Origin of the sequence: Variovorax sp. V116 (assembly GCF_041154435.1) — a bacterium.
Lineage (GTDB): Bacteria > Pseudomonadota > Gammaproteobacteria > Burkholderiales > Burkholderiaceae_C > Variovorax > Variovorax paradoxus.
Window position 1 is genome coordinate 2,671,874 of sequence record NZ_AP028661.1, and the last position, 22,037, is coordinate 2,693,910.

General features: G+C 68.2%; 21 protein-coding genes. 8 read left to right on the forward strand and 13 right to left on the reverse strand.

All coding sequences use genetic code 11. From position 1 onward, the window contains the following. Positions 1–136: 136 nt before the first annotated feature. The 4 genes from clpS to sbcB all read left to right on the forward strand — a co-directional run bounded on the left by clpS (position 137) and on the right by sbcB (position 5,881). Complete coding sequence (clpS, locus tag ACAM58_RS12710) at positions 137–496, forward strand: ATP-dependent Clp protease adapter ClpS (protein ID WP_012747757.1); 360 nt, start codon at positions 137–139, stop codon at positions 494–496. A gap of 67 nt (positions 497–563) precedes the next feature. After that, on the forward strand, positions 564–2,885 hold the full coding sequence (gene clpA, locus ACAM58_RS12715) for an ATP-dependent Clp protease ATP-binding subunit ClpA (RefSeq protein ID WP_012747758.1): 2,322 nt from the start codon (positions 564–566) through the stop codon (positions 2,883–2,885). A gap of 110 nt (positions 2,886–2,995) precedes the next feature. Then, a complete protein-coding gene (gene cls / locus ACAM58_RS12720) occupies positions 2,996–4,441 on the forward strand; it encodes a cardiolipin synthase (protein ID WP_012747759.1) in 1,446 nt (481 codons plus the stop codon). Then, positions 4,442–5,881, forward strand: coding sequence for an exodeoxyribonuclease I (gene sbcB, locus ACAM58_RS12725; RefSeq protein WP_012747760.1), 1,440 nt, complete (start codon positions 4,442–4,444; stop codon positions 5,879–5,881). A 4-nt stretch (positions 5,882–5,885) separates the two neighbouring features. Here the strand turns inward: sbcB and ACAM58_RS12730 are convergent, their stop codons facing one another. From ACAM58_RS12730 to ACAM58_RS12785, 12 genes are all read right to left on the reverse strand, one after another. Beyond that, complete coding sequence (locus ACAM58_RS12730) at positions 5,886–7,166, reverse strand: amidohydrolase family protein (protein ID WP_012747761.1); 1,281 nt, start codon at positions 7,164–7,166, stop codon at positions 5,886–5,888. Positions 7,167–7,246: 80 nt separating this feature from the next. After that, complete coding sequence (locus ACAM58_RS12735; protein WP_012747762.1) at positions 7,247–7,699, reverse strand: hypothetical protein; 453 nt, start codon at positions 7,697–7,699, stop codon at positions 7,247–7,249. A 2-nt stretch (positions 7,700–7,701) separates the two neighbouring features. Next, positions 7,702–8,625: an ABC transporter permease gene (locus ACAM58_RS12740; protein ID WP_012747763.1), complete on the reverse strand. Its 924-nt coding sequence runs from the start codon at positions 8,623–8,625 to the stop codon at positions 7,702–7,704. Positions 8,626–8,755: 130 nt separating this feature from the next. Beyond that, positions 8,756–9,817: an ABC transporter permease gene (locus tag ACAM58_RS12745; protein WP_196230445.1), complete on the reverse strand. Its 1,062-nt coding sequence runs from the start codon at positions 9,815–9,817 to the stop codon at positions 8,756–8,758. Beyond that, positions 9,817–11,421 carry an ABC transporter ATP-binding protein gene (locus ACAM58_RS12750; protein ID WP_012747765.1) on the reverse strand — a complete coding sequence of 535 codons (1,605 nt, stop codon included), beginning with the start codon at positions 11,419–11,421 and terminating at the stop codon, positions 9,817–9,819. Before ACAM58_RS12750 ends, ACAM58_RS12745 begins: the two co-directional genes overlap by 1 nt. 136 nt (positions 11,422–11,557) lie before the next feature. Then, positions 11,558–12,502 (reverse strand): 5'-methylthioadenosine/S-adenosylhomocysteine nucleosidase, encoded by a 945-nt coding sequence (locus ACAM58_RS12755; RefSeq protein WP_012747766.1) that lies wholly within the window; start codon positions 12,500–12,502, stop codon positions 11,558–11,560. 8 nt (positions 12,503–12,510) lie between these two features. Next, entirely contained in the window at positions 12,511–13,476 is a 966-nt protein-coding gene (locus tag ACAM58_RS12760) for a BMP family protein (protein WP_196230444.1), read from the reverse strand. 110 nt (positions 13,477–13,586) lie between these two features. After that, a complete protein-coding gene (gene upp, locus ACAM58_RS12765; protein WP_012747768.1) occupies positions 13,587–14,216 on the reverse strand; it encodes a uracil phosphoribosyltransferase in 630 nt (209 codons plus the stop codon). Positions 14,217–14,252: 36 nt separating this feature from the next. Beyond that, positions 14,253–15,668 carry a URC4/urg3 family protein gene (locus ACAM58_RS12770; RefSeq protein WP_012747769.1) on the reverse strand — a complete coding sequence of 472 codons (1,416 nt, stop codon included), beginning with the start codon at positions 15,666–15,668 and terminating at the stop codon, positions 14,253–14,255. Then, positions 15,665–17,017, reverse strand: coding sequence for a GTP cyclohydrolase II (locus ACAM58_RS12775; RefSeq protein ID WP_012747770.1), 1,353 nt, complete (start codon positions 17,015–17,017; stop codon positions 15,665–15,667). The genes ACAM58_RS12770 and ACAM58_RS12775 overlap by 4 nt, the downstream gene beginning before the upstream one ends. Positions 17,018–17,131: 114 nt before the next feature. After that, a complete protein-coding gene (locus ACAM58_RS12780) occupies positions 17,132–17,599 on the reverse strand; it encodes a DUF6152 family protein (protein ID WP_012747771.1) in 468 nt (155 codons plus the stop codon). Between the two features lie 14 nt (positions 17,600–17,613). Then, on the reverse strand, positions 17,614–18,033 hold the full coding sequence (locus ACAM58_RS12785) for a hypothetical protein (protein WP_012747772.1): 420 nt from the start codon (positions 18,031–18,033) through the stop codon (positions 17,614–17,616). A 180-nt stretch (positions 18,034–18,213) separates the two neighbouring features. On the opposite strand from ACAM58_RS12785, the gene ACAM58_RS12790 reads away from it, so the two are divergent. After that, entirely contained in the window at positions 18,214–18,795 is a 582-nt protein-coding gene (locus ACAM58_RS12790) for a sigma-70 family RNA polymerase sigma factor (RefSeq protein ID WP_230537828.1), read from the forward strand. Continuing rightward, positions 18,792–19,433, forward strand: a complete 642-nt coding sequence (locus ACAM58_RS12795; protein WP_012747774.1) for an NrsF family protein — start codon at positions 18,792–18,794, stop codon at positions 19,431–19,433. The genes ACAM58_RS12790 and ACAM58_RS12795 overlap by 4 nt, the downstream gene beginning before the upstream one ends. Before the next feature lie 23 nt (positions 19,434–19,456). Here ACAM58_RS12795 and ACAM58_RS12800 read toward each other — a convergent pair whose 3' ends face one another. Beyond that, positions 19,457–20,971, reverse strand: a complete 1,515-nt coding sequence (locus tag ACAM58_RS12800) for a helicase HerA-like domain-containing protein (RefSeq protein ID WP_012747775.1) — start codon at positions 20,969–20,971, stop codon at positions 19,457–19,459. Positions 20,972–21,072: 101 nt separating this feature from the next. On the opposite strand from ACAM58_RS12800, the gene ACAM58_RS12805 reads away from it, so the two are divergent. Then, positions 21,073–21,384 (forward strand): phosphopantetheine-binding protein, encoded by a 312-nt coding sequence (locus tag ACAM58_RS12805; protein WP_012747776.1) that lies wholly within the window; start codon positions 21,073–21,075, stop codon positions 21,382–21,384. A 3-nt stretch (positions 21,385–21,387) separates the two neighbouring features. Further along, complete coding sequence (locus ACAM58_RS12810; RefSeq protein ID WP_012747777.1) at positions 21,388–22,032, forward strand: membrane protein; 645 nt, start codon at positions 21,388–21,390, stop codon at positions 22,030–22,032. The last annotated feature ends 5 nt before the right edge of the window (positions 22,033–22,037 follow it).

Here is a 22,037-nt window from a genome sequence, read left to right on the forward strand (position 1 = left end):
CGGCGCAGGCGGAAGGCAGATTTTTTTGCATCCTCTGTGGTGTCGTGCACGACGCAAGCCCCTTGATTTGTCGAATACGCGCCACCAAGTCTTCTTGCGCCGGCACGGTGCTTGCACGCTCTATAGAATCTTTTTTATGGCAACGAGAATTCCCAAGACTCCCAGCACTCCGCCGGCCCAGAAACCGGCCGGGGACGACGGAGATTCGGTCGTTCTGGAGCGGCGGCCGCAAAAAACCGCGCCGCCCCAGATGTACCAGGTCGTCATGCTGAACGACGACTACACGCCCATGGAGTTCGTGATCGTCGTGCTGCAGGAATATTTCAACAAGGATCGCGAAACCGCGACCCAGATCATGCTCAAGATCCACCTCGATGGCCGCGGCGTTTGTGGGGTCTATTCCCGCGACCTGGCGGCCACCAAGGTCAATCAGGTGATGGAGGCCGCGCACCAGGCCGGGCATCCGCTGCAATGCGTCAGCGAACCCATTGCGTGAACCAGTTGAATTGCGCGCGCTCAAACCCATCTGAGAATTTATTTACAGCAAGGCAAAAGGAAATCACATGATTGCCCAGGAACTGGAAGTCAGCTTGCACATGGCCTTCGTCGAGGCCAGGCAGCAGCGCCACGAGTTCATCACCGTGGAGCATCTGTTGCTCGCTTTGCTGGACAACCCGAGCGCCGCAGAGGTCCTGCGCGCCTGCTCGGCCAACGTCGACGACCTGCGGGCGTCGCTCACCAACTTCATCAAGGACAACACGCCCCAGGTGGCGGGGACCGACGATGTAGACACCCAGCCGACGCTGGGGTTCCAGCGCGTGATCCAGCGCGCCATCATGCACGTGCAGTCCACCGGCAACGGCAAGAAGGAAGTCACCGGCGCCAACGTGCTGGTCGCGATCTTCGGCGAGAAGGACTCGCACGCGGTGTACTACCTCCACCAGCAGGGCGTGACCCGCCTGGACGTGGTGAACTTCATTGCCCACGGCATCAAGAAGAGCGATCCGCCCGAGGCCGTCAAGGGCAGCAGCGAATCGCCTTCGGGCGAGGGCGAAGAGGGCGGCGCCGAAAAGAACGAGAAGGCTTCGCCGCTCGAGCAGTTCACGCAGAACCTCAACCAGCTTGCCAAGGACGGCAAGATCGATCCGCTGATCGGCCGCGAATACGAGGTCGAGCGCGTCATCCAGATCCTGTGCCGCCGGCGCAAGAACAACCCGCTTCTGGTGGGTGAGGCCGGCGTGGGCAAGACCGCGATCGCCGAGGGCCTGGCCTGGCGCATCACGCAGACCGACGTGCCCGAGATCCTCGCCGAGGCGCAGGTCTACTCGCTCGACATGGGCGCGCTCTTGGCCGGCACCAAGTACCGCGGCGATTTCGAGCAGCGCCTGAAGGGCGTGCTCAAGTCGCTCAAGGACAAGCCGAACGCGATCCTGTTCATCGACGAGATCCACACGCTGATCGGTGCGGGCGCAGCCTCGGGCGGCACGCTCGACGCGTCGAACCTGCTGAAGCCGGCGCTCTCGAGCGGCCAGCTCAAGTGCATCGGCGCCACCACCTTCAGCGAATACCGCGGCATCTTCGAGAAGGACGCGGCCCTGTCGCGCCGTTTCCAGAAGGTCGACGTGGTCGAGCCGACGGTGCAGGAAACCGTCGACATCCTGAAGGGCCTGAAGTCGCGCTTCGAAGAGCACCATGGCGTCAAGTACGCGGTGGCGGCCCTGCAGGCTGCGGCCGAGCTGAGCGCCAAGTACATCAACGACCGCCACCTGCCCGACAAGGCCATCGACGTGATCGACGAGGCCGGCGCTGCCCAGCGCATCCTGCCGGCCAACAAGCGCAAGAAGACCATCAGCAAGACCGAGGTCGAGGACATCGTCGCGAAGATCGCGCGCATTCCCCCGGCCAACGTCAGCAACGACGACCGCGGCAAGCTGCAGACCATCGAGCGCGACCTCAAGAGCGTGGTGTTCGGCCAGGACAAGGCGCTCGAGGTGCTGGCCTCCGCCGTCAAGATGGCGCGTTCGGGCCTCGGCCGCGAGGACAAGCCGATCGGCTCGTTCCTGTTCAGCGGCCCCACCGGCGTCGGCAAGACCGAGGCGGCCAAGCAGCTGGCCTACATCATGGGCATCGAGCTCATCCGCTTCGACATGTCCGAATACATGGAGCGCCATGCGGTGAGCCGGCTGATCGGCGCGCCTCCGGGCTACGTCGGGTTCGACCAGGGCGGCCTCCTGACCGAAGCCATCACGAAGAAGCCGCACGCGGTGCTGCTGCTCGACGAAATCGAGAAGGCGCATCCGGACATCTTCAACGTGCTGCTGCAGGTCATGGACCACGGCACCCTGACGGACAACAACGGACGCAAGGCCGACTTCCGCAACGTGATCATCGTGATGACCACCAACGCGGGTGCCGAGACCATGAACAAGGCGACCATCGGCTTCACCAACCCGCGCCAGGCGGGCGACGAGATGACCGACATCAAGCGCCTGTTCACGCCGGAGTTCCGCAACCGCCTGGACGCGATCGTGAGCTTCAAGGCGCTGGACGAGCAGATCATCCTGCGCGTGGTCGACAAGTTCCTGCTGCAGCTGGAAACGCAGCTGGCCGAGAAGAAGGTCGACGTCACGTTCAGCGACGGGCTGCGCAAGCACCTGGCGAAGAAGGGCTTCGATCCGCTGATGGGCGCCCGCCCGATGCAGCGCCTGATCCAGGACACGATCCGCCGTGCACTGGCCGACGAGCTGCTGTTCGGACGCCTGATCGATGGCGGCCGCCTGTCGGTCGACATCGACGACAAGGGCGAAGTGCAGCTGGACATCCAGCCGCTGCCGAAGAAGGAAGGCAAGTCCAAGCCGGAAGCCGAAGAAGCCGCTGCCGGATAAGGCGGACCGGCAAGGCCGGTTCCGCGCTGTCCCTGGCAGTACCCAAAAGGCCGGTAGCATTCGCTGCCGGCTTTTTTTTTGGCCGGAATCTATTCGTACGCAGTCTTACTTTGATCCTCCCCGAGCTCAGTCAGGAATGGAAAACCGGCCTCTCTCTGGCCTGGAGCGGCTATATCGCCGTGCTGTCGGTCTGGATCGTGATGCAGAAGCGTGCGCCGGTGTCCACCATGAGCTGGATCCTGTCGCTCGCGCTGCTGCCGTTCGCGGGCTTCGTCATCTATTACTTCCTCGGGCCGCAGCGCCTGCGCAAGCAGCGCGTCAAGCGCCTGCGCAGCCGGGCCAGCGCGCACACGCAGGCCGACCTGGCGCGGCTGCGCGACGCGGCGCAGAACGCGCCGCCGGCGCTGCAGCAGATGGCGCGGCTGGGCACCGCGGCCTGCGGGCTGCCGGTTTCCAGCGCGACGGGCGTGGCGCTGCTCTCGGGCGGCGCGCGCACCTTCGACGCCATCTTCGACGCGGTGCGCGCGGCGCGCGACCACGTTCACCTCGAGTACTACATCTTCGAGCCCGACAGGATCGGCACCGCGCTGCGCGACCTGCTGGTGGAGCGCGCCGGCCAGGGCGTGTCCGTGCGCCTGCTGCTCGACGCACTGGGTTCCAAGCGCATCGGCCGCAAGTTCATGGCGCCGCTGCATGCCGCGGGCGTGCAGGTTGCGCTCTTCCACGACACGCGCATCGGCCGCCGCCTGCGCCCGGTGACCAACTACCGCACCCACCGCAAGATCGTGGTGTGCGACGGCCGCGTGGGCTTTACCGGCGGCGTCAACATCACCGACGAGGAAGACAAACGCACCCGGCCCGACGCCTACCATGACGTCCACCTGCGCATCGAGGGCAGCGCGGTGCGCTGGCTGCAGACCACCTTCCTGGAGGACTGGACCTATGCCACCGGCGAAGACCTGCGCGACATCGACCACCTGATGGGCGCCATGCTGCCGCAGGTCGAGGCCGGCGACATTCCCGTGCAGATCGTGACCAGCGGCCCCGACAACATGCTGGAACCCATCCACCGCATGCACGTGGAGGCGATCCATTCGGCGAGCGAGCGGGCCTGGCTCACCACGCCGTACTTCGTGCCCGGCGAGCCCGCCATGATGGCGCTCACCAGCGCGGCGCTGCGCGGCGTGGATGTGCGCCTGCTGGTGCCGCGGCGCAGCGATTCGGCCATTGTGAGCGCGGCCGCGCGCTCCTACTTCGACGAGCTGATTGCGTCGGGAGTCAAGGTCTGGGAATACAAGGCGCGCATGCTGCATTCCAAGACCTTGGTGGTCGACGACCATTGCGCGATGATCGGTACCGCGAATTTCGACAACCGCAGCTTCAGGCTCAATTTCGAAGTGAGCGCGGTGGTCTACGGCCCCGAGCTGGCACGCCCCCTGGCCGCGCAGTTCGAGACCGACCTGCACAGCTCCGGCGCAGTGCGCGCCCACCGGCCGCAGAGTTTCTGGCGCCGCCTCGGCGACGCGCTTGCACGATTGTTTTCCCCCTTGCTCTGAATGAACCACACCTTTCTCTGGCACGACTACGAAACCTTCGGCGCCGTGCCGCGCCGCGACCGGCCATCGCAGTTCGCCGCCATCCGCACCGACGCCGAGCTCAACGAGATCGGCGAGCCGCTGATGATCTATTGCAAGCCGGCGCCCGACTACCTGCCCAGCCCCGAGGCCTGCCTGATCACCGGCATCACGCCGCAGCTCTGCCTGGAGCGCGGCATTCCCGAGCACGCCTTCGCCGCGCAGATCGAGAAGGCCTTCTCGCAGCCCGGCACCATCGGCGTGGGCTACAACACCATCCGCTTCGACGACGAGGTCACGCGCTTCCTGTTCTGGCGCAACCTGATCGACCCGTACGCCCGCGAATGGCAGAACGACTGCGGCCGCTGGGACCTGCTGGACGTGGTGCGCCTGACCTACGCGCTGCGGCCCGACGGCATCGAGTGGCCGAAGAAGGAAGACGGCAAGCCCAGCTTCAAGCTCGAGGACCTGGCGCGCGCCAACGGCCTGCTGCACGAGTCCGCGCACGATGCGCTGTCCGACGTGCGCGCCACCATCGCGCTGGCGCGGCTCATTCGCGAGCGCCAGCCCAAGCTCTTCGAATTCGCCTTCGGCCTGCACAAGAAGGACCGCGTCGCCAGCGAGCTCGGCCTGCCGGCCATGCGCGAGACGGCGCGGCCTTTCCTGCACGTGTCGGGCATGTTCCCGGTCGAGCGCGGCTGCCTCGGCGTGATGTGGCCGCTCGCGAGCCATCCGACCAACAAGAACGAACTGATCGCCTGGGACCTGGCCCACGACCCCAGCGAGCTGCGCGACCTCGACGTCGAGACCCTGCGCCTGCGCCTGTTCACGCGCACCGCCGACCTGCCCGAAGGCGTGGTCCGCCTGCCGGTCAAGGGCATCCACCTCAACAAGTCGCCGATGGTGGTCGGCAACCTGCGCACGCTGGCGCCCGCCATGGCCGAGCGCTGGAACGTCGACCTTGACGCGGCGCTGCGCCACGCGGCCATCGCGCGCGACCTGCCCGACATGAGCGCCATCTGGTCGCAGGTGTACGCGCGGCCCAAGGAGGCGGTGCCCGATGTCGATGAAGACCTCTACGGCGGCTTCGTCGGCAACGGCGACCGGCGCCGCCTGAACCAGCTGCGCGCGCTGTCGCCCGAGGAGCTCGCCAAGGATCGCACCGGTTTCGACGACGGGCGGCTCGAGGAAATCCTCTTTCGCTACCGCGCGCGCAACTGGCCCGAGCTGCTCAGCTCGGAAGAGGCCGAACGCTGGGAGGCGCTGCGCGCCGCGCGGCTCTTCAAGGGCGAGGGCGGGGCGCGCACCATCGAGATGCTGTTCAGCGAAGTCGATGCGCTGTCCGAAACCGCGGACGAGCGGGGCGAAGAGATCCTGGGCGCACTCTACGAGTACGCCGAGGCCATCGCGCCCGAAGCCTGAGGCGCTAGGACTTGCGGCTCATCCAGCTGGTGGACTGCGCGCGCCCCGGCAGGTGCAGCGCGGCCGTCGCGGCCGGCGTTTCCGCCAGCAGGCGCCCCTTGCGGAACACCTTGAGCCGCGTCGCGCGCAGCCGGATCGCTTCGACCGGGTCGCGCGCCTGCAGCAGCACGAAGCTCGCGTCGCAGCCCGCCTCGAGGCCGTAGCCTTCGAGGTGCATCACGCGCGCGGCGTTCGTGGTCACCGCGTCGAAGCACTGGCGGATGCCGGCCTGGCTGGTCATCTGCGCCACGTGCAGGCCCATGTGCGCTACTTCGAGCATGTCGCCCGATCCCATGCCGTACCACGGGTCCATCACGCAGTCGTGGCCGAAGGCGACGTTCACGCCGGCGGCCATCAGCTCGGGCACGCGCGTCATGCCGCGGCGCTTGGGATAGCTGTCGTGGCGGCCCTGCAGCGTGATGTTGATGAGCGGGTTGGAAACCACGCTGACGCCGCTCTGCGCGATCAGCGGCAGCAGCTTGCTCGCGTAGTAGTTGTCCATCGAATGCATCGAGGTGCAGTGCGAGCCGGTCACGCGGCCCTGCATGCCGAGGCGCCAGGTCTCGGCCGACAGGGTTTCGATGTGGCGCGAGAGCGGATCGTCCGACTCGTCGCAGTGCATGTCGACCAGCTTGCCGCGCTCGGCCGCCAGCTCCATCAGCAGCTTCACGCTGGCGGCGCCATCGGCCATGGTGCGCTCGAAATGCGGAATGCCGCCGACCACGTCCACGCCCTTGTCGAGCGCGCGCTTCAGGTTGTCGACGCCGCCTGCCGAGCGCAGCACGCCATCCTGCGGAAAGGCCACGAGCTGCAGGTCGAGGTACGGCGCGACCTTGCGCTTGACCTCGAGCAGCGCATCGACCGCGAGCAGGCTCGGGTCGCTCGTGTCCACATGCGAGCGCACGGCCAGCAGGCCCTTGGCCACCGCCCAGTCGCAATACGCCAGCGCACGCTCGATGAGTGCGTCGGCCGTGAGCAGCGGCTTGAGTTCGCCCCACAGCGCAATGCCTTCGAGCAAGGTGCCGCTCTGGTTGATGCGCGGAAGGCCATAGCTCAGCGTGGCGTCCATGTGGAAGTGCGGATCGACGAAATGCGGCGCAACCAGCAGGCCCTGGGCATCGAGCTTGTCGAGCGCCGGCGCGTCGAGCCCGGCGGTGACTTCGGCAATGCGGCCGCCCTGCACGGCAATCGACATGCCCGAGCGGCCGTCGGGGAGGGTGGCGTTGATGACGAGGAGGTCGAGCATCGTGAGGGTCTCCGGAAGCGGGTGCGGGGATTTTCGTTTGCGCGGGCGGTGCTGCGCGGGTGGTCGTGAAGGAAATTCGTTCAGCGCGTGCGCTGCGCCCGATACCGGTACTGCCCCGGCGCCGGCCCCGCCTCGATGGTCACGCGGCGCAGCTTGTCGTCGTGGCCGGAGGCGGCGCGCGCCGTCACCACGATGCCGCGCGGCGTGGCGCGGCAGCCGAGGTCGGTCAGGGCGATTTCCGCGTGGTCGTTGTCCAGTTCGGAGATGGCTGCGGTGTGTGCGGCGTTCAGGCGGCCGTTGGCATCGCGCGCCATCCACTGCACGTAGAGAAAGGACTGCGCGTCCTGGCTGGCATGGATCACCCGGTACGTGCCCTGGTGGTCCTTGCCCCAGGCGCCGCACAGCTGAACCCAGCTGACCGCATCGGGTGTCTTGAAGCCGTCGTAGCCGTGGTCGCTGCCCAGCGCGTGCGCGCCGGCGGCGCACAGCGACAGCGCGGCCGCGAGCAAGGTTGCAGCGCCTGTCTTCGCCATGATCAACGCTCCCCCTTGCGATAGGGCTTCATCAGCGCCTGCGGATAGCTGGCCTTGCGCGCCACCAGCACCAGCGCGAGGATCGAGAGCAGGTACGGCAGCATCAGGTAGATGTGGTAGGGCAGCACGGCATCGCCCGATTGTTGCAGCCGCAGCTGCAGCGCATCGAAGAACGCGAACAGCAGCGCGCCGAGCAGGGCCTTGCCCGGCCGCCAAGAGGCGAACACCACCAGCGCCACGCAGATCCAGCCGCGGCCGTTCACCATGTTGAAGAAGAAGGCGTTGAAGGCCGAGAGCGTGAGGAAGGCGCCGGCCACGCCCATCAGCGCCGAGCCCGCCACAATGGCGCCGGTGCGCGTGGCCGCGACCGACACGCCCTGGCTCTCGGCGGCCTGCGGGTTCTCGCCCACCATGCGCACGGCGAGCCCGAGCGGCGTGCGGTACAGCACCCAGGCGATCGCCGGCACCAGCAGCAGCGCGAACAGCGTGAGCGCGGTCTGCGCATTGAGGATGGGCACCGGCAGCCACTCCATCGGCGCGAAGGGCGCGATGGTCGGCGGCGTGTTCACCTTCGGAAAGCTCACGCGGTAGCCGAAGTAGCTGAGCGCCGTGGCCAGCAGCGTGATGCCCAGCCCCGAGACGTGCTGCGACAGCGCCAGGCCCACCGTGAGAAAGGCATGCAGCAGCCCGAACACCATGCCCGTGAGCGCGGCGACGCCCACTCCGGCCCAGAGCGGCGCGCCCGCATACACCGCGAGCCAGCCGGTGAAGGCGCCCGCGACCATGATTCCCTCGATGCCGAGGTTGAGCACGCCCGCGCGCTCGCACAGCAGCACGCCCAGCGTGCCGAGGATCAGCGGCGTGGCGATGCGCAGCACCGCGACCCAGAACGCCGGATTGGTCAGGATGTCGAGCAGGTCTGTCATCTGGTGTTTCTCCCTCCCCTTCCGGGGGAGGGTGGGGGTGGGGGCACGCGGCGCTCGATGTGGGCGCCGATGCCCCCATCCCAGCCTTCCCCCGGCGGGGGAAGGAGCAAATGCGCAGGCGCCAACTCGGTCATTTCATCCGCACCCGGTATTGCGTGAGCAGCGTCGCCACCAGCACCGCGACAAGCGAGGCCGCGACGATCACGTCGGCGATGTAGGTCGGCACGCCCACGGCGCGGCTCATGGTGTCGGCGCCGACCAGCACGCCGGCCACGAACACGCCCGCGGCGATCACGCCCAGCGGATGCAGCCCCGCGAGCATCGCGATCACGATGCCCGTGTAGCCGTAGCCCGGCGACATGTCGAGCGTGACATAGCTGGTGCGTCCCGCCACTTCGATGGCACCCGCAAGGCCCGCCAGCGCACCCGAGAGCAGCGCCACCGTCACCACCGTGCGCGTGACCGGCACGCCGGCGAAGGCGGCGGCGCGCGCATTGGCGCCCACCGCGCGGATGTCGAAGCCCAGCACCGTGTACTTGAAGATCGCCCACACCATCACCGCGAGCGACACGGCCCAGACGAGTCCGGTGTGCACGCGGGTCTGCGCAACGAGCTTGCCGAGTTCGAGCTCGGCCTGCAGCGACACGCTCTGCGGCCAGCCCATGGCGCTCGGGTCCTTCATCGGCCCGTCGAGCAGCGCCGACACGCCGAGCAGCACGATGAAGTTGATCAGCAGCGTGGTCACCACCTCGTCGACGCCGAGCCTGTTCTTCATGAGCGCCGGGCCGAGCAGCAGCAGGGCGCCCGCCGCGGCGGCGGCCAGCATCATCAGCGGGAACAGCAGCCAGGGCGGCAGCTCGAAACCCGTGCCGCCATGCATGCCGCCCACGGCCACGGCGGCGAGGGCACCCGCGAACAGCTGACCCTCGGCGCCGATGTTGAAAAGCCGCGCCTTGAAGGCGACGGTCGCGGCCAAGCCGGTGAGGATCAGTGGAATGGCGCGCGTCAGCGTTTCGCTCCACGCGAACACCGAGCCGAAGCCGCCCTGCAGCAGCAATGCGTAGGTGCGGCCGACCGGCGCACCGGCCCAGAGCACGAGCAGCGCGCTCACCACCATGGTGAAGGCCACTGCGCCGATGGGTGCCAGCACCAGCGCGGCGCGCGAGCTTTGGTGGCGCCGTTCGAGCCGCATCATGGCGTAGTCCCTGCGCGCTGCTGCTGCTGCTGCTGCGCCGCCGCGCCGGCCATCGCCAGCCCGATGGCTTCGCGCGTCCAAGCCGCGGCCGGGCGCGCTTCGCCGAGGTGGCCGCCGTGCATCACGGCCACGCGATCGCCGAGCGCGAGCACCTCGTCGAGGTCGTCGGAAATCACCAGCACCGCCGCACCCGCATCGCGCGCGGCAATGAGTTGCTGCTGCACATAGGCGACGGCGCCGATGTCCAGGCCCCAGGTCGGCTGGTGCGCAACGATCAGGCGCGGCGCACGCGTCGGGTATTTCCTGTTGTCCGGGTCTTCTTCGTCCTGCTCGGGCGCCAGCAGCGCGCGCCCGAGGATCAGCTTCTGCATGTTGCCGCCCGAAAGCGAACGGGCCGGCGCCATCAGCCCCGCGCCGCGCACGTCGAACGCCTTTTCGATGCGCCCTGCATGCAGCCGCGCGGCCGCACGCCGCACGAACCACGACCAGCGCGAGAAGACGGGGCTGCGCAGCCGTTCCGACACCGCGTTCTCCCACACCGGCAGGTCGCCGACCACGCCGACCGCGTGCCGGTCCTCGGGAATGCGCGCGACGCCGCGCTGCACCAGCCGTGCGGGCGAGGGCGGCAGCGCGCGGCCCATCAGCAGGGCCGTGCCCGAGGTGGCGCGGCGCGTGCCGCACAGCAGTTCGGCCAGCGCCACCTGGCCGTTGCCCGAGACGCCCGCGATGGCGGTGATTTCGCCGGCGCGCAGCGTGAGCGACACCTCGCGCAGCCGGTTCTGCGCCTGGTCCTTGTCCGACGCGGTGCTCACATGGTCGAGCACGCAGACCGCGTCGCCCACCGACCTGGCGGGCCGGCGCTGCGGCGCCTCCACGGCATGCCCGACCATCCACAGCGCGAGCTGCGCCTGCGTGGTTTCGGCGGTGCGCGCCTCGGCCACCAGCTTGCCGCCGCGCAGCACCGCGATGCGCTGCGACACGCGCAGCACCTCGCCCAGCTTGTGGCTGATGAAGATCACCGACAGGCCCTGCGCCACCATCTGCGCGAGCGTGGCGAACAGCGCTTCGCTTTCCTGCGGCGTGAGCACGGCGGTCGGCTCGTCGAGGATCAGGATGCGCGCGCCGCGGTACAGCGCCTTCAGGATCTCGACGCGCTGCCGTTCGCCGACCGAGAGGCTGCCGATCTTCGCGTCGGGCTGCACCGGCAGGCCGAAGCGCCGTGCCACCTCGAGCAGCTTCGCGCGTGCGGCCGCCCGGCGCGAGACCGGGCGCCAGAGCGGTTCGGTGCCCATCATCACGTTGTCGAGCACGCTGAGGTTGTCGGCCAGCGTGAAGTGCTGGTGCACCATGCCCACGCCCGCGGCCAGCGCCGCCTTGGGATTGCCCGGCGGCAGCGGCGCGCCGAAGACTTCGATGCCGCCTTCGTCCGCGACGTAGTGGCCGAACAGGATGGACATGAGCGTCGACTTGCCCGCGCCGTTCTCGCCCAGCAGCGCGAGCACTTCGCCCGCGTGCAGGTCGAGGGAGATGGCGTCGTTCGCGACGAGGGTGCCGAAGCGCTTGGTGATGCGCTGGAGGCGCAGGACGGTCGTGCTGTTCATGAAGGTCTTGCTCCTTCCCCTTCCGGGGGAAGGCCGGGATGGGGGCGGGCAGCGCCCGCAGCGCCATGGTGATCGATCGAAGGCCGCGTGCCCCCACCCCAACCCGCCCCCGGAAGGGGAGGGAGAAAAGGCAGGATCATTTCCATGCAGCCAGGAACGCCAGCATCACCTTGGCCGAGTTGTCGGCCGCAATGCCCATGAAGGTGCCCATCTCGTTCTCGCCTTCGCCGCCGCCCGCCAGGTCGCTGAGGGAGCGGAAGGCGATGTAGGGCACGCCGTTGCTGTAGGCCACCATGCCCACGGCCGCCGTTTCCATGTCGAGCACGTTGGCCTGGAAGGTCTTGAAGGTGTATTCGCGCAGGGCCTTGTTGTCCATGAAGGCCTGGCCCGAGACGCCGTTGCCGCCGACGACCAGATGGGGCTTGCGCGCCAGGCACTTGCCGGCGCTGCAGTTCGCCAGGTCGACATTGCGGATGCTGCGCGCCACCTCGAGCATCTTCGGGTCCGCCTCGAACCAGAACTTGCGCACGATCTGCGGATGTGCCGCGGAGCGCACTTCCACCGGGCGCGGATGCATCATGCCGAAGTTGGGCAGCGTGGCATCGGTGATGAAGGGCGGCGCGGTGAACTTGCCCGGCGCGGTTTCGCGCGCCATCAGCACTTCGAGGTACTGGCCCCATTGCGCGGGCACCGTGACGTCGCCCACGTGCAGCTGCGGATTCACGCCGCCCGCGATGCCGCTGAACACGATGTGGGTGACGCGAAAGCGGTCGAGCACCAGCTGCGTGTTCATCGTCGCGTTGGTCATGCTGATGCCGGAGAGAAACAGCACCACCGGCTTGCCTTCGAGCGTGCCGGTGGTGAACTCGACGCCGTTGACGCTGTGCTTGGCCGGCTGCTGGAGCCGGTTCAGCAGCAGCGTGAGCTCGGGCTGGAAGGCCGAGACCACCGCGATGCGCGGCGTGTCGTCCAGCCGCACGCTGCCGTCGGCGGCGCCCGGGCTCTTGTAGACACCGGCACAGCCCGCGAGGCCGAAGGCCAGCACGCCGGCCGCGAGAAGAGAGCGCCAGCGCATCGTCATCGGGCCCTTCACTTCGCGGTCGACTTGGGCTGCGAGTCGTCGACCTTGATGGTGACCTTGCCCGAGAGAATGTCGGCCTGCTTGGCCTTGACCTTGGCGACGATGTCCGCCGGCACCTTCTTCTCGAAGGTGCCCAGCGGCGCGAGTTCGGAGCCCTTGTGCTTCATCATCGAGTAGGGGCCGTAGTCCTCGGCGGTGAACTTGCCTTCCTTCACGAGCTTGATCGCGCGGTCGGCCGAGGGCTCGAAGTTCCACAGCGCCGAAGCCACCACCGTGTCGGGGTACTGCGCCTGCGTGTCGATCACGTTGCCGATGGCGAGCTTGCCTTTTTCCTTGGCCGCGTCCGAGACGCCGAAGCGCTCGGCGTACATCACGTCGGCGCCCTTGTCGATCATCGCGAAGGCCGCTTCCTTGGCCTTGGGCGGATCGAACCAGCTGTTGATGAAGCTCACGCTGAATTCGACCTTCGGGTTGGTTTCCTTCGCGCCCGCCATGAAGGCGTTCATGAGCCGGTTCACTTCAGGAATCGGAAAGCCGCCGACCATGCCGATGCGGTTGGTCTTGGTCATGCCGCCGGCCACCATGCCGCTCAGGTAGGCCGGCTCCTGGATGTAGTTGTCGAACACGCTGAAGTTGGGCGCCTGCGGCTTGAGCGAGGAGCCCATGAGGAAGGCGACCTTGGGAAAGTCCTTCGCGACCTTGCGCGCCGCCGCTTCCACGCCGAAGACCTCGCCGAGGATCAGCTGGTTGCCGCCGGTGGCGTACTCGCGCATCACACGCTCGTAGTCGGCGTTGCTGACGTTCTCGGTGGCCTTGTATTCGATCTCGCCGCGCGCCTCGGCCGCCTTGAGCGCCTTGTGGATACGGCCGACCCATTGCTGCTCGAAGGGCACGGTGTACACCGCCGCCACCTTGAGCTTGGCCTGCGCGAGCGCGAAGCCGGGCGTGCCGGCCGCAAGCGCTGCTGCGGCCATGGCGGCGGAACGAATGATCAACTGACGGCGTGCTGTCACGGTGCTTCTCCTCGAGGTATGGAAATCTTCTTGTCGCTGCCCGAGGGACAGCGTGTCGGCCGCCGGGGGCCTCACTTAGTGCCGAAAATCCTGTCGCCCGCGTCGCCGAGGCCCGGCAGGATGTACCCATGGCTGTTGAGCTCCCGGTCGATCGCCGCGGTGTAGACCGGCACGTCGGGGTGGGCCTTCTGCATGGTCGCGAGGCCTTCGGGGCAGGTGAGCAGGCAGACGAACTTGATCGACTTGGGGTTGAGTTCCTTGAGCCGCTCGACCGCGGCCACCGCCGAGTTGCCGGTGGCCAGCATCGGGTCGACCACGATCACGTCGCGGTTCTCCATCTCGCCGGGCATCTTGAAGTAGTACTCGACGGCCGTGAGCGTCTTGGGGTCGCGGTACAGGCCGATGTGGCCGACGCGCGCGCCCGGCACCACCGTGAGCATGCCGTCCAGGATGCCGGTGCCCGCGCGCAGGATCGACACCAGCACCAGCTTCTTGCCGTCGATGACCTTGGCCTGCATGGTTTCGAGCGGGGTCTCGACCTCGATGTCCTGCATCGGCATGTCGCGCGTGACCTCGTAGGCCATGAGCATGCTGATTTCGTTCAGGAGCCGGCGGAAGCTGTTGGTGGAGGCGTCCTTGCGGCGCATCAGCGTGAGCTTGTGCTGGACGAGGGGGTGGTCGACGAGGTGGACGTTGCTCATTTGGTTTTTCTGCCGTTGCTGAATGGACCCGCGAGTCTAAAAGACGGTGCCGTCGCTTTCGATCAGGAGCGGTGGCGATCCGTCTCGCAAGCGCTGTGCCAGCACGCGCCCCGCGGCCCAGGTGCCGCCCTCGAGCACGCAGGCCAGCGGCAGCTCTTCGTCGGTGCGGTCGAGGATCTTGCGCACGCGCGGCGCCAGTTCGTCGAGCAGCGCCACGGTGAGGGCACGCCATTCGACGATGAACTCGTCGCCGGCCTTCCAGGTGCGCGAAAGAAAGGCCGGGTCCTTCGGCACGATCACGCCGCTGTCGATCAGCAGGCCGCCGTTGCGGTATTCGGGCAAAGCGGTGAGCGCGTCGAGGTGGCGCACCTTCACGCCGGCCCGCTCGAAGGGTTCGAGCAGTGAATAGGTGAGCCACTGCGACAGCTTGTGGAACGGCATCCAGCCGTTGGTGAGGCCGGGGCCGCGCACCGCGCCGTGGCGCCAGCAGTCGCCCAGCGCGAGCGCCGGGTCGCTCGAGCCGATGCCGCCCGTGGTGTCGCTGCCGTCGAGTGCGATGCTGTCGATGGCGTTGGCCGAGGGCCAGATGCGCGAGAGCGTCTCGAGCAGCAGCGAAAGGATCTGGTGCGCCGTGATCTCGGCCGTGGGCGGCGCGGCCGCGCCGAACGGGGCGACCAGCGCATCGAACATGCCGGCGGGCCGGCCCTCGTCGCCGAAGGTCTCGGGCTGCTCGCTCATCGCCTCGCCGAGCCGGCGCAGCAGCACCGCGCGGCCGGCCAGGCCCACCAGCGGATTGACGTCGCTGACCTGGAAGGCGTCGCCGAGCCGGTCGGTCACCAGTCCGCGCAGGCCGGCGGCATCGACCTGCAGCGGATGGTCGGGGTTGGACGAGAACAGCCCGCTCGTGAAGGCATGGAAGCTCGCGACGGCCAGGCCCTCGGAACGCGTGTAGCGCTCGCCGGTGGCGGGCTCGGTGTAGTGCCAGCCGGGCCCGGCGCCGGCATCGAGCAGCACGCTCACCAGCACGAGGTCGATGTGGGCGCTGGCGCGCTGCCGCGCATCAACGCCCTTGCCGAGCAGTTCATCGAGCTGCTTCAGCCGGTCGACGCCGCCGGCCTCGAAGTGGCGCCAGCGGCTGTGGTACGGAATGGTGTCCCAGGGGTAGCGCTCGCGCGTGACTTCGGCCACGGTGCGCGCCGCGTCTTCGAGCACGTCGCTGCCGGCGATGCGGAACCACTGCGACTCGCCCCGGCGCGCGCGCGCCAGCAGCGCGGCCGCGCGCTCGCGGATGGCGGCGGTGGTGCGCAGCACCGTGGCGGCGCCCGCGGGATGGCTGGTGTCGGGCGCGAACTCGATCGCCGGGTCGATGTCGCCCGCGCCGCCCGGTGGCAGGCTGCCCGAGCCGTCGGCGGGCAGGTGGTCGCTGCTGCTGTTTTCCTTGCTGTTGCTCATTCGCTCAATCCCCGGCCCTTGGCCTTCTTGAGTTCCTCGGCGTCCGGCACCGGGCCGGGCGTGAAATAGCCGGCGGCCATCTTGGCGTCCATCTCGACGCGGGCGTCGGCCGGAATCAGTTCGTCCGGAATGTTCACGCGCTCGCCGATCTCGATGCCCGAACCGGTGATGGCGTCGAACTTCATGTTGCTCATCGACACGAGCCTATGGATCTTCTTGATGCCGAGCCAGTGGAAGACGTCGGGCATCAGTTCCTGGAAGCGCATGTCCTGCACGCCGGCCACGCATTCGGTGCGCGCGAAATACTGGTCGGCCGTGTCGCCGCCGACCTGGCGCTTGCGCGCGTTGTAGACCAGGAACTTGGTCACCTCGCCGAGCGCGCGGCCTTCCTTGCGCGAGTAGGCGATGAGGCCCACGCCGCCGCGTTGCGCGCCCTGGATGCATTCCTCGATGGCGTGCGTGAGGTAGGGGCGGCAGGTGCAGATGTCGGAGCCGAACACGTCGGAGCCGTTGCATTCGTCGTGGATGCGCGCCGTCAGCTCGACCTCGGGGTTGGCGAGGTCGCGCGGGTTGCCGAAGATGTAGAGCGTCTGCCCGCCGATGGGTGGCAGGAACACCTCGAGGTCGGAGCGCGTGACGAGCTCGGGGTACATGCCGCCGGTTTCCTCGAACAGCGTGCGGCGCAGGTCGGTTTCGGAGCAGCCGAAGCGCCGCGCCACCTCGGGCAGGTACCACACGGGCTCGATGGCGGCCTTGGTCACCATGGCTGCGCCGCCGGCGGTGAGGAAGTGGCCGTCGGCCTTGAGGCGGCCGCTCTGCAGCGCCTCGATCACCTCGGGCAGGATCACGTGGGCCTTGGTGATCGCGATGGTCGGGCGGATGTCGTAGCCCGCGGCCAGTTCCGTGGAGAACACATCGGCCACCAGCGCGCCCCAGGGGTCGAGCGAGACGATGCGTCCGGGCTCGCTCCACTGCGGGTACGGGCCGATCACGTCGGTGGGCGCGGTGTTGGTCAGGTCGGCCTTGTGCTCGCGCTTGAGCGCGCCGGCCGCCACGGCCAATGCGCGATAGACGCTGTAGGAGCCGCTGTGCGTGCCGATGACGTTGCGGTGCGCCCGCTTCGTGGTGGTGCCGACCACGGGTCCGCGCTCGGCGGCGGTGGCCGCGCCCCAGCGGATGGGCAATGCGCCGAAGCCGCCGGCATGGGAGGTCAGCCGGATGTGGCCGGTCGACGAGGAAGGGTGGAGCGGGGGAAGGGGCGAGACGGAGATCGCTGAAGTCGCAGGGACGGCGGGGATCGCGGAAATCTCGGGAATTTCGGAAGGGGTCGCTGTGCTATCTGCGGACATTGGAGGCCCTCAAAAAATGCAATGTACCGATCACTCGCGCGGCTGGCAAGCAGGGCGCGAGGGTCGTCAATGCCGCCGGGGGCCGCGGCCATGGCGCCGCGGCCGGTGCGCCGATCAGGCCGGCGAGGAGCGCAGGCCGTAGGCCTTGCCGCCGACGAACAGGTATTCGGCGCGCAGCACCGGATCGCCTTTTTCACCGGTGTAGGTGAAACCCAGCGCGGCCACCGGGGTGCCGGGCTTGATCTCCTCGACCCCCCAGGCCTGCAGCCGCGTGAGCGGTGCGAGTTCGATCAGCCACTTGCGGTCGCGCCGCGTCGGCAGCTGCGCCTTGGCCAGCAGCGCGGGGCCATCGACGTTCGCGCTTTGCCTGGGCAGCGGGCGCTGCTTCAGGTCGGCCGGCAGGGTGGGGTTCTCGGGCAGTTCAAGCTCCACCTCGCCATGCGGATTGCGCCACATGACCTTGGTCGCGCGCCCCTCCAGGTAGAGCGGGCGGTCCTGGTCGAAGCTGCTCCATCCGTGGTGCGCCCAGGAGGGCAGGGCCAGGCCCAGCGAGCCGGCAACGAACAAGCGTCTCTCGATCATCTCGGTCTCCTTGCTCAGACGTAGGCAATCCAACGCCCGCAGATGATGACAGCGAGCCAAAACCCCAGCGACAGCAGGCATTGCGCCCTGGACATCGCGCCGGTGGCGGCCAGGCCGCCCCGAAGATGGAACCAGATCGCGTTGGCGCCCGCCAGGCCGATCAGCAAGAGCTTGATGCGGAAGGCGGAATTGGCCAGCAGCTCGCCGGGCTGCGTGGAAAACATCGTGAGGCCGGTCGCGGCGCACAGGCCGAAGCCGACGAGCGCCGGCAGCAGCGTCAGGCGCGCCAACTGCCTTTGCGGCAACTCCCGGCCCAGGCCGAGCACGCGCAGTTCGAACACCAGCAGCCCGCCGAACAGCAGCGCAATGCCGACGATGTGCGCCGTCTCCAGCGCCGGATAGGCCCAGGGGTGCGAAACCAGCCCGGCCAGCATCGGCGTCAGCTCCGGGCGGCGGACTGTTCAAGGGCACGAAGGCATGGACCGGCAGGTTGCATGGGGCGCTCCTTCCATGGGTTCGGGGGAGCTTAGCCGAGGACGCATCCGGCGTCTGCGCCGGGCACGGCACAATCCGGCGGGATCTTTTTTCCGAAAGGGCTGTAACCAGCCGGTCCGATGGCACGAAACACAATGGACAGCAGTTCGCGAACAAGCGACGCCGAAGCCGCGCTGCGCAGCCTGTTCCTGCGCGGCCTGGACGGCGACGCGGCCGCCTATCGCGAATTTCTGCAAAAACTCAGCGCGCATCTGCGCGCCTTTCTGGGCAAGCGCCTGTTCGGCTGGCCCGATGAAGTGGAAGACCTTGTCCAGGAATGCCTGCTCGCCATGCACAACCAGCGCCACACCTACCAGAGCGACCAGCCGCTGACGGCCTGGGTGCATGCGATTGCGCGCTACAAGATGATCGACCTGCTGCGCGCCAAGTCGGCGCGCGAAGCACTGCATGACCCGCTGGACGACGACCTGGCGGTGTTCGCCGAATCGGCCATCGAGGCCAGCGATGCCCGGCGCGACCTGGGCGGCCTGCTGCAGACCCTGCCGGACCGCCAGCGCCTGCCGATCGTGCACGTGAAGCTCGAAGGCCTCTCGGTGGCCGAGACGGCAAGCCTCACCGGCATGTCCGAATCGGCCGTGAAGGTGGGCATCCACCGCGGACTCAAGGCGCTTGCCGCCAGGCTCAGGAGCCGTGCGCCATGAAGACCGACGATCTCGTGGCCATGCTGGCGGCCGGCGCCTCGCCCGCGCCGCGCCGCGCCGCAGGGCGCCGCCTGGCCCTTGCGCTGCTCGCCGGGCTGCCGCTGTCGTTCGCGATCCTGTTCACCGAATACGGATTGCGCCGCGACCTGGTGCAAGCCATGTTCTGGCCGATGTTCTGGGTCAAGGTGCTGTTTCCGCTGTGCATTGCGGCGGCCGCCTTCGTGGTGGTGCAGCGCCTCGCGCGGCCGGGCGTGCCGGTGCGGCGCGCCTGGATCGGCATCGCGGTGCCGGTGCTTGCCGTGTGGGTGATGGCGGCGCTGGCCTGGTTCAACGCGCCGGCCGAAGAGCGCATGCCCTTGCTCATGGGCGAGTCGTGGCGCGTTTGCGCGGTCAGCATCGGGCTCATGGCGCTGCCGGTCTTTGCGGCGGCGCTGCTGGCCCTGAAGGGGCTGGCGCCCACGCGGCCTGCGCTGGCCGGTGCGGCCGCCGGTGCGCTGGCCGGCGGGGTGGGTGCGGCGGTCTATGCGCTGCACTGCATGGAGTTGACGGCACCTTTCCTCGCGGTCTGGTACGTGAGCGGCATCGGGCTGCCGGTGCTGGTGGGCGCCGTGCTCGGGCCGCGCCTGCTGCGCTGGTAGCCAGCCAGCGGGGCCCGGCTGGCTCAGCGCTTCTTGGCGCCGAAGATGCCGCCCAGCACGCCGCGCAGGATTTCCTTGCCGACCGAGGTGCCCATGGTCCGCACCGCCGACTTGGCCATGGTCTGCACGAGGCCGTCGCGCTTGCCGCCGCGCGGGCCCGTGCTGCCGAAGAGCAGGTCGTTCAGCATGCTGCTGCCTTCGGACGCTTCGGCCGCACCCTTGCCGGCGCCCGCCGTCTTGGGCTGCGGTGCATCGGGCGCGGTTTCGGCCCGGCCCTTGAGTTTTTCGTAGGCCGATTCGCGGTCCACGGTCTTCTCGTACACGCCAGCGACGAGCGAATTGGCAATGACCGCCTGGCGCTGCGCGGCCGTGATGGGGCCGATCTGGCTGCCGGGTGGCACCACGAACACGCGCTCGGTCACGCTCGGGCGGCCCTTGGCATCGAGAAAACTCACCAGCGCCTCGCCCACCGCGAGCTCGGTGATCGCGGTTTCGATGTCCAGTCCCGGCTTCTGGCGCATGGTGGTGGCCGTGGCCTTGACGGCCTTCTGGTCGCGCGGGGTGAAGGCGCGCAGCGCATGCTGCACGCGGTTGCCCAGCTGGGCCAGCACCGAATCCGGAATGTCCAGCGGGTTCTGCGTCACGAAATAAACCCCCACGCCCTTGGAGCGCACCAGCCGCACCACGAGCTCGATGCGCTCGACCAGCGCCTTGGGCGCCTCGTTGAAGAGCAGGTGGGCCTCGTCGAAGAAGAAGGCGAGCTTGGGCTGCTCGGGGTCGCCGATCTCGGGCAGCTGTTCGAACAGTTCGGACAGCATCCAGAGCAGAAAGGTGGCGTAGAGCCGCGGCGAATTCATGAGCTTGTCGGCCGCCAGGATGTTGACCACGCCCTTGCCGCCCACCGTCTGCATGAAGTCGGCGATGTTGAGCATCGGCTCGCCGAAGAACTTGTCGCCGCCCTGGGTCTCGATCTGCAGCAGGCCGCGCTGGATGGCGCCCACGCTGGCGGCGCTGATGTTGCCGTACTCGGTGGTGAACTGGCTCGCGTTCTCGCCCACGTACTGCAGCATGGCGCGCAGGTCCTTCAGGTCGAGCAGCAGCAGGCCGTTGTCGTCGGCGATCTTGAACACCAGGTTCAGCACGCCGGCCTGCGTTTCGTTCACGTCGAGCATGCGGCCCAGCAGCAGGGGCCCCATGTCGGAGACGGTGGCGCGCACCGGGTGGCCCTGTTCGCCGAACACGTCCCACAGGGTGACGGGGCAGGCCTGCGATTCGGGCAGATCGATGCCCCGTTCCTTCAGCGTGGCCGCCATTTTTTCGCCGATGCTGCCTTTCTGGCTCATGCCGGTCAGGTCGCCCTTGACGTCGGCCATGAACACGGGAACGCCGATGCCCGAGAGCTTTTCGGCCATGGTCTGCAGCGTGACCGTCTTGCCGGTGCCGGTGGCGCCGGTGATGAGGCCGTGGCGGTTGGCCAGGCTGGGCAGCAGGGTGCACTCGATGGTGTCGTGGCGCGCGATCAGAAGGGGGTCGGCCATGAAGGGCTCCGGGTCGTATCGAAGCGGGCAGTCTAATCAAGCTGCCCTCCTATAATCCACGGCCCCCGAGGTAGTTACGGAAAAAGTTTCAGGAGGTTTTTTTGTCATCGACTGCTCAGCCCCCCATTCCCGCCGCCGGCGATTCACCTGAACAGTCGCCGATTGAAAAAGAGTTGGCCGTCCTGCTGGTGAACGCGCTCAATCTCGAAGTCGCACCCGAAGACATCGTGCCCACCGATCCGCTGTACGGCGAAGGCCTGGGCCTCGATTCCATCGACATCCTCGAAGTCGCGCTCGAGGTGTCCCGGCGCTATGGCTTCCAGCTGCGCTCGGACGACGAGCGCAACCAGCAGATCTTCCAGTCGCTGCGCACGCTCGCGACCCACGTCGCCCAGCATCGCAGCGCTTCCTGATCCATGTCTCGATGGCGACTGGCGCTCCTGCTGCTGGTGGGGGTGGCCTATGCCGGCCTCTCTCACTGGATGATGCTGTTCCACCCCACCGAGCCGTGGGCCGTGGTGGTGCTGCTCGGTCCGCTCTGGCTGGCCGCCATGGGTTTTGCCGCAAGCAAGTTCGGCCGCTGGGGTTTTGCCGCGGCCATGCTGCTGGGCATCGGGGGCTTTGCGCTCGTGTTCCTGGGTGAGGCGGGCGACACCAACCGGCTCTATGTGTTTCAGCATGTCGCCATCAACGGCCTCCTGTGCGGCTGGTTCGGCGCCTCGCTGCGCGGGCCCGGCCTGCCGCTGATCACCCAGTTCGCCCAGCGCGTGCATCCGCTCAAGGGCCAGATGCTGGCCTACACGACCACGCTCACGCGCATCTGGACCGCGTACTTCGCGCTGGTGGTGGTGTCGTCGATCGTGGTGTATTTGACGCTGCCTTTCTCGGCCTGGTCGCTGCTCGCGAACGTGCTGACGCCGCTGTCGGTCACGCTTCTTTTCGTGGGCGAGCACCTGGTGCGCTACCGGCTGCACCCCGAATTCGAGCGCACGCGGCTCATCGATGCAGTGCGCGCCTTCCAGGGCGCTTCGCCCGTCGACCACGGCAGCGGCAGCCGTTGAAGCAA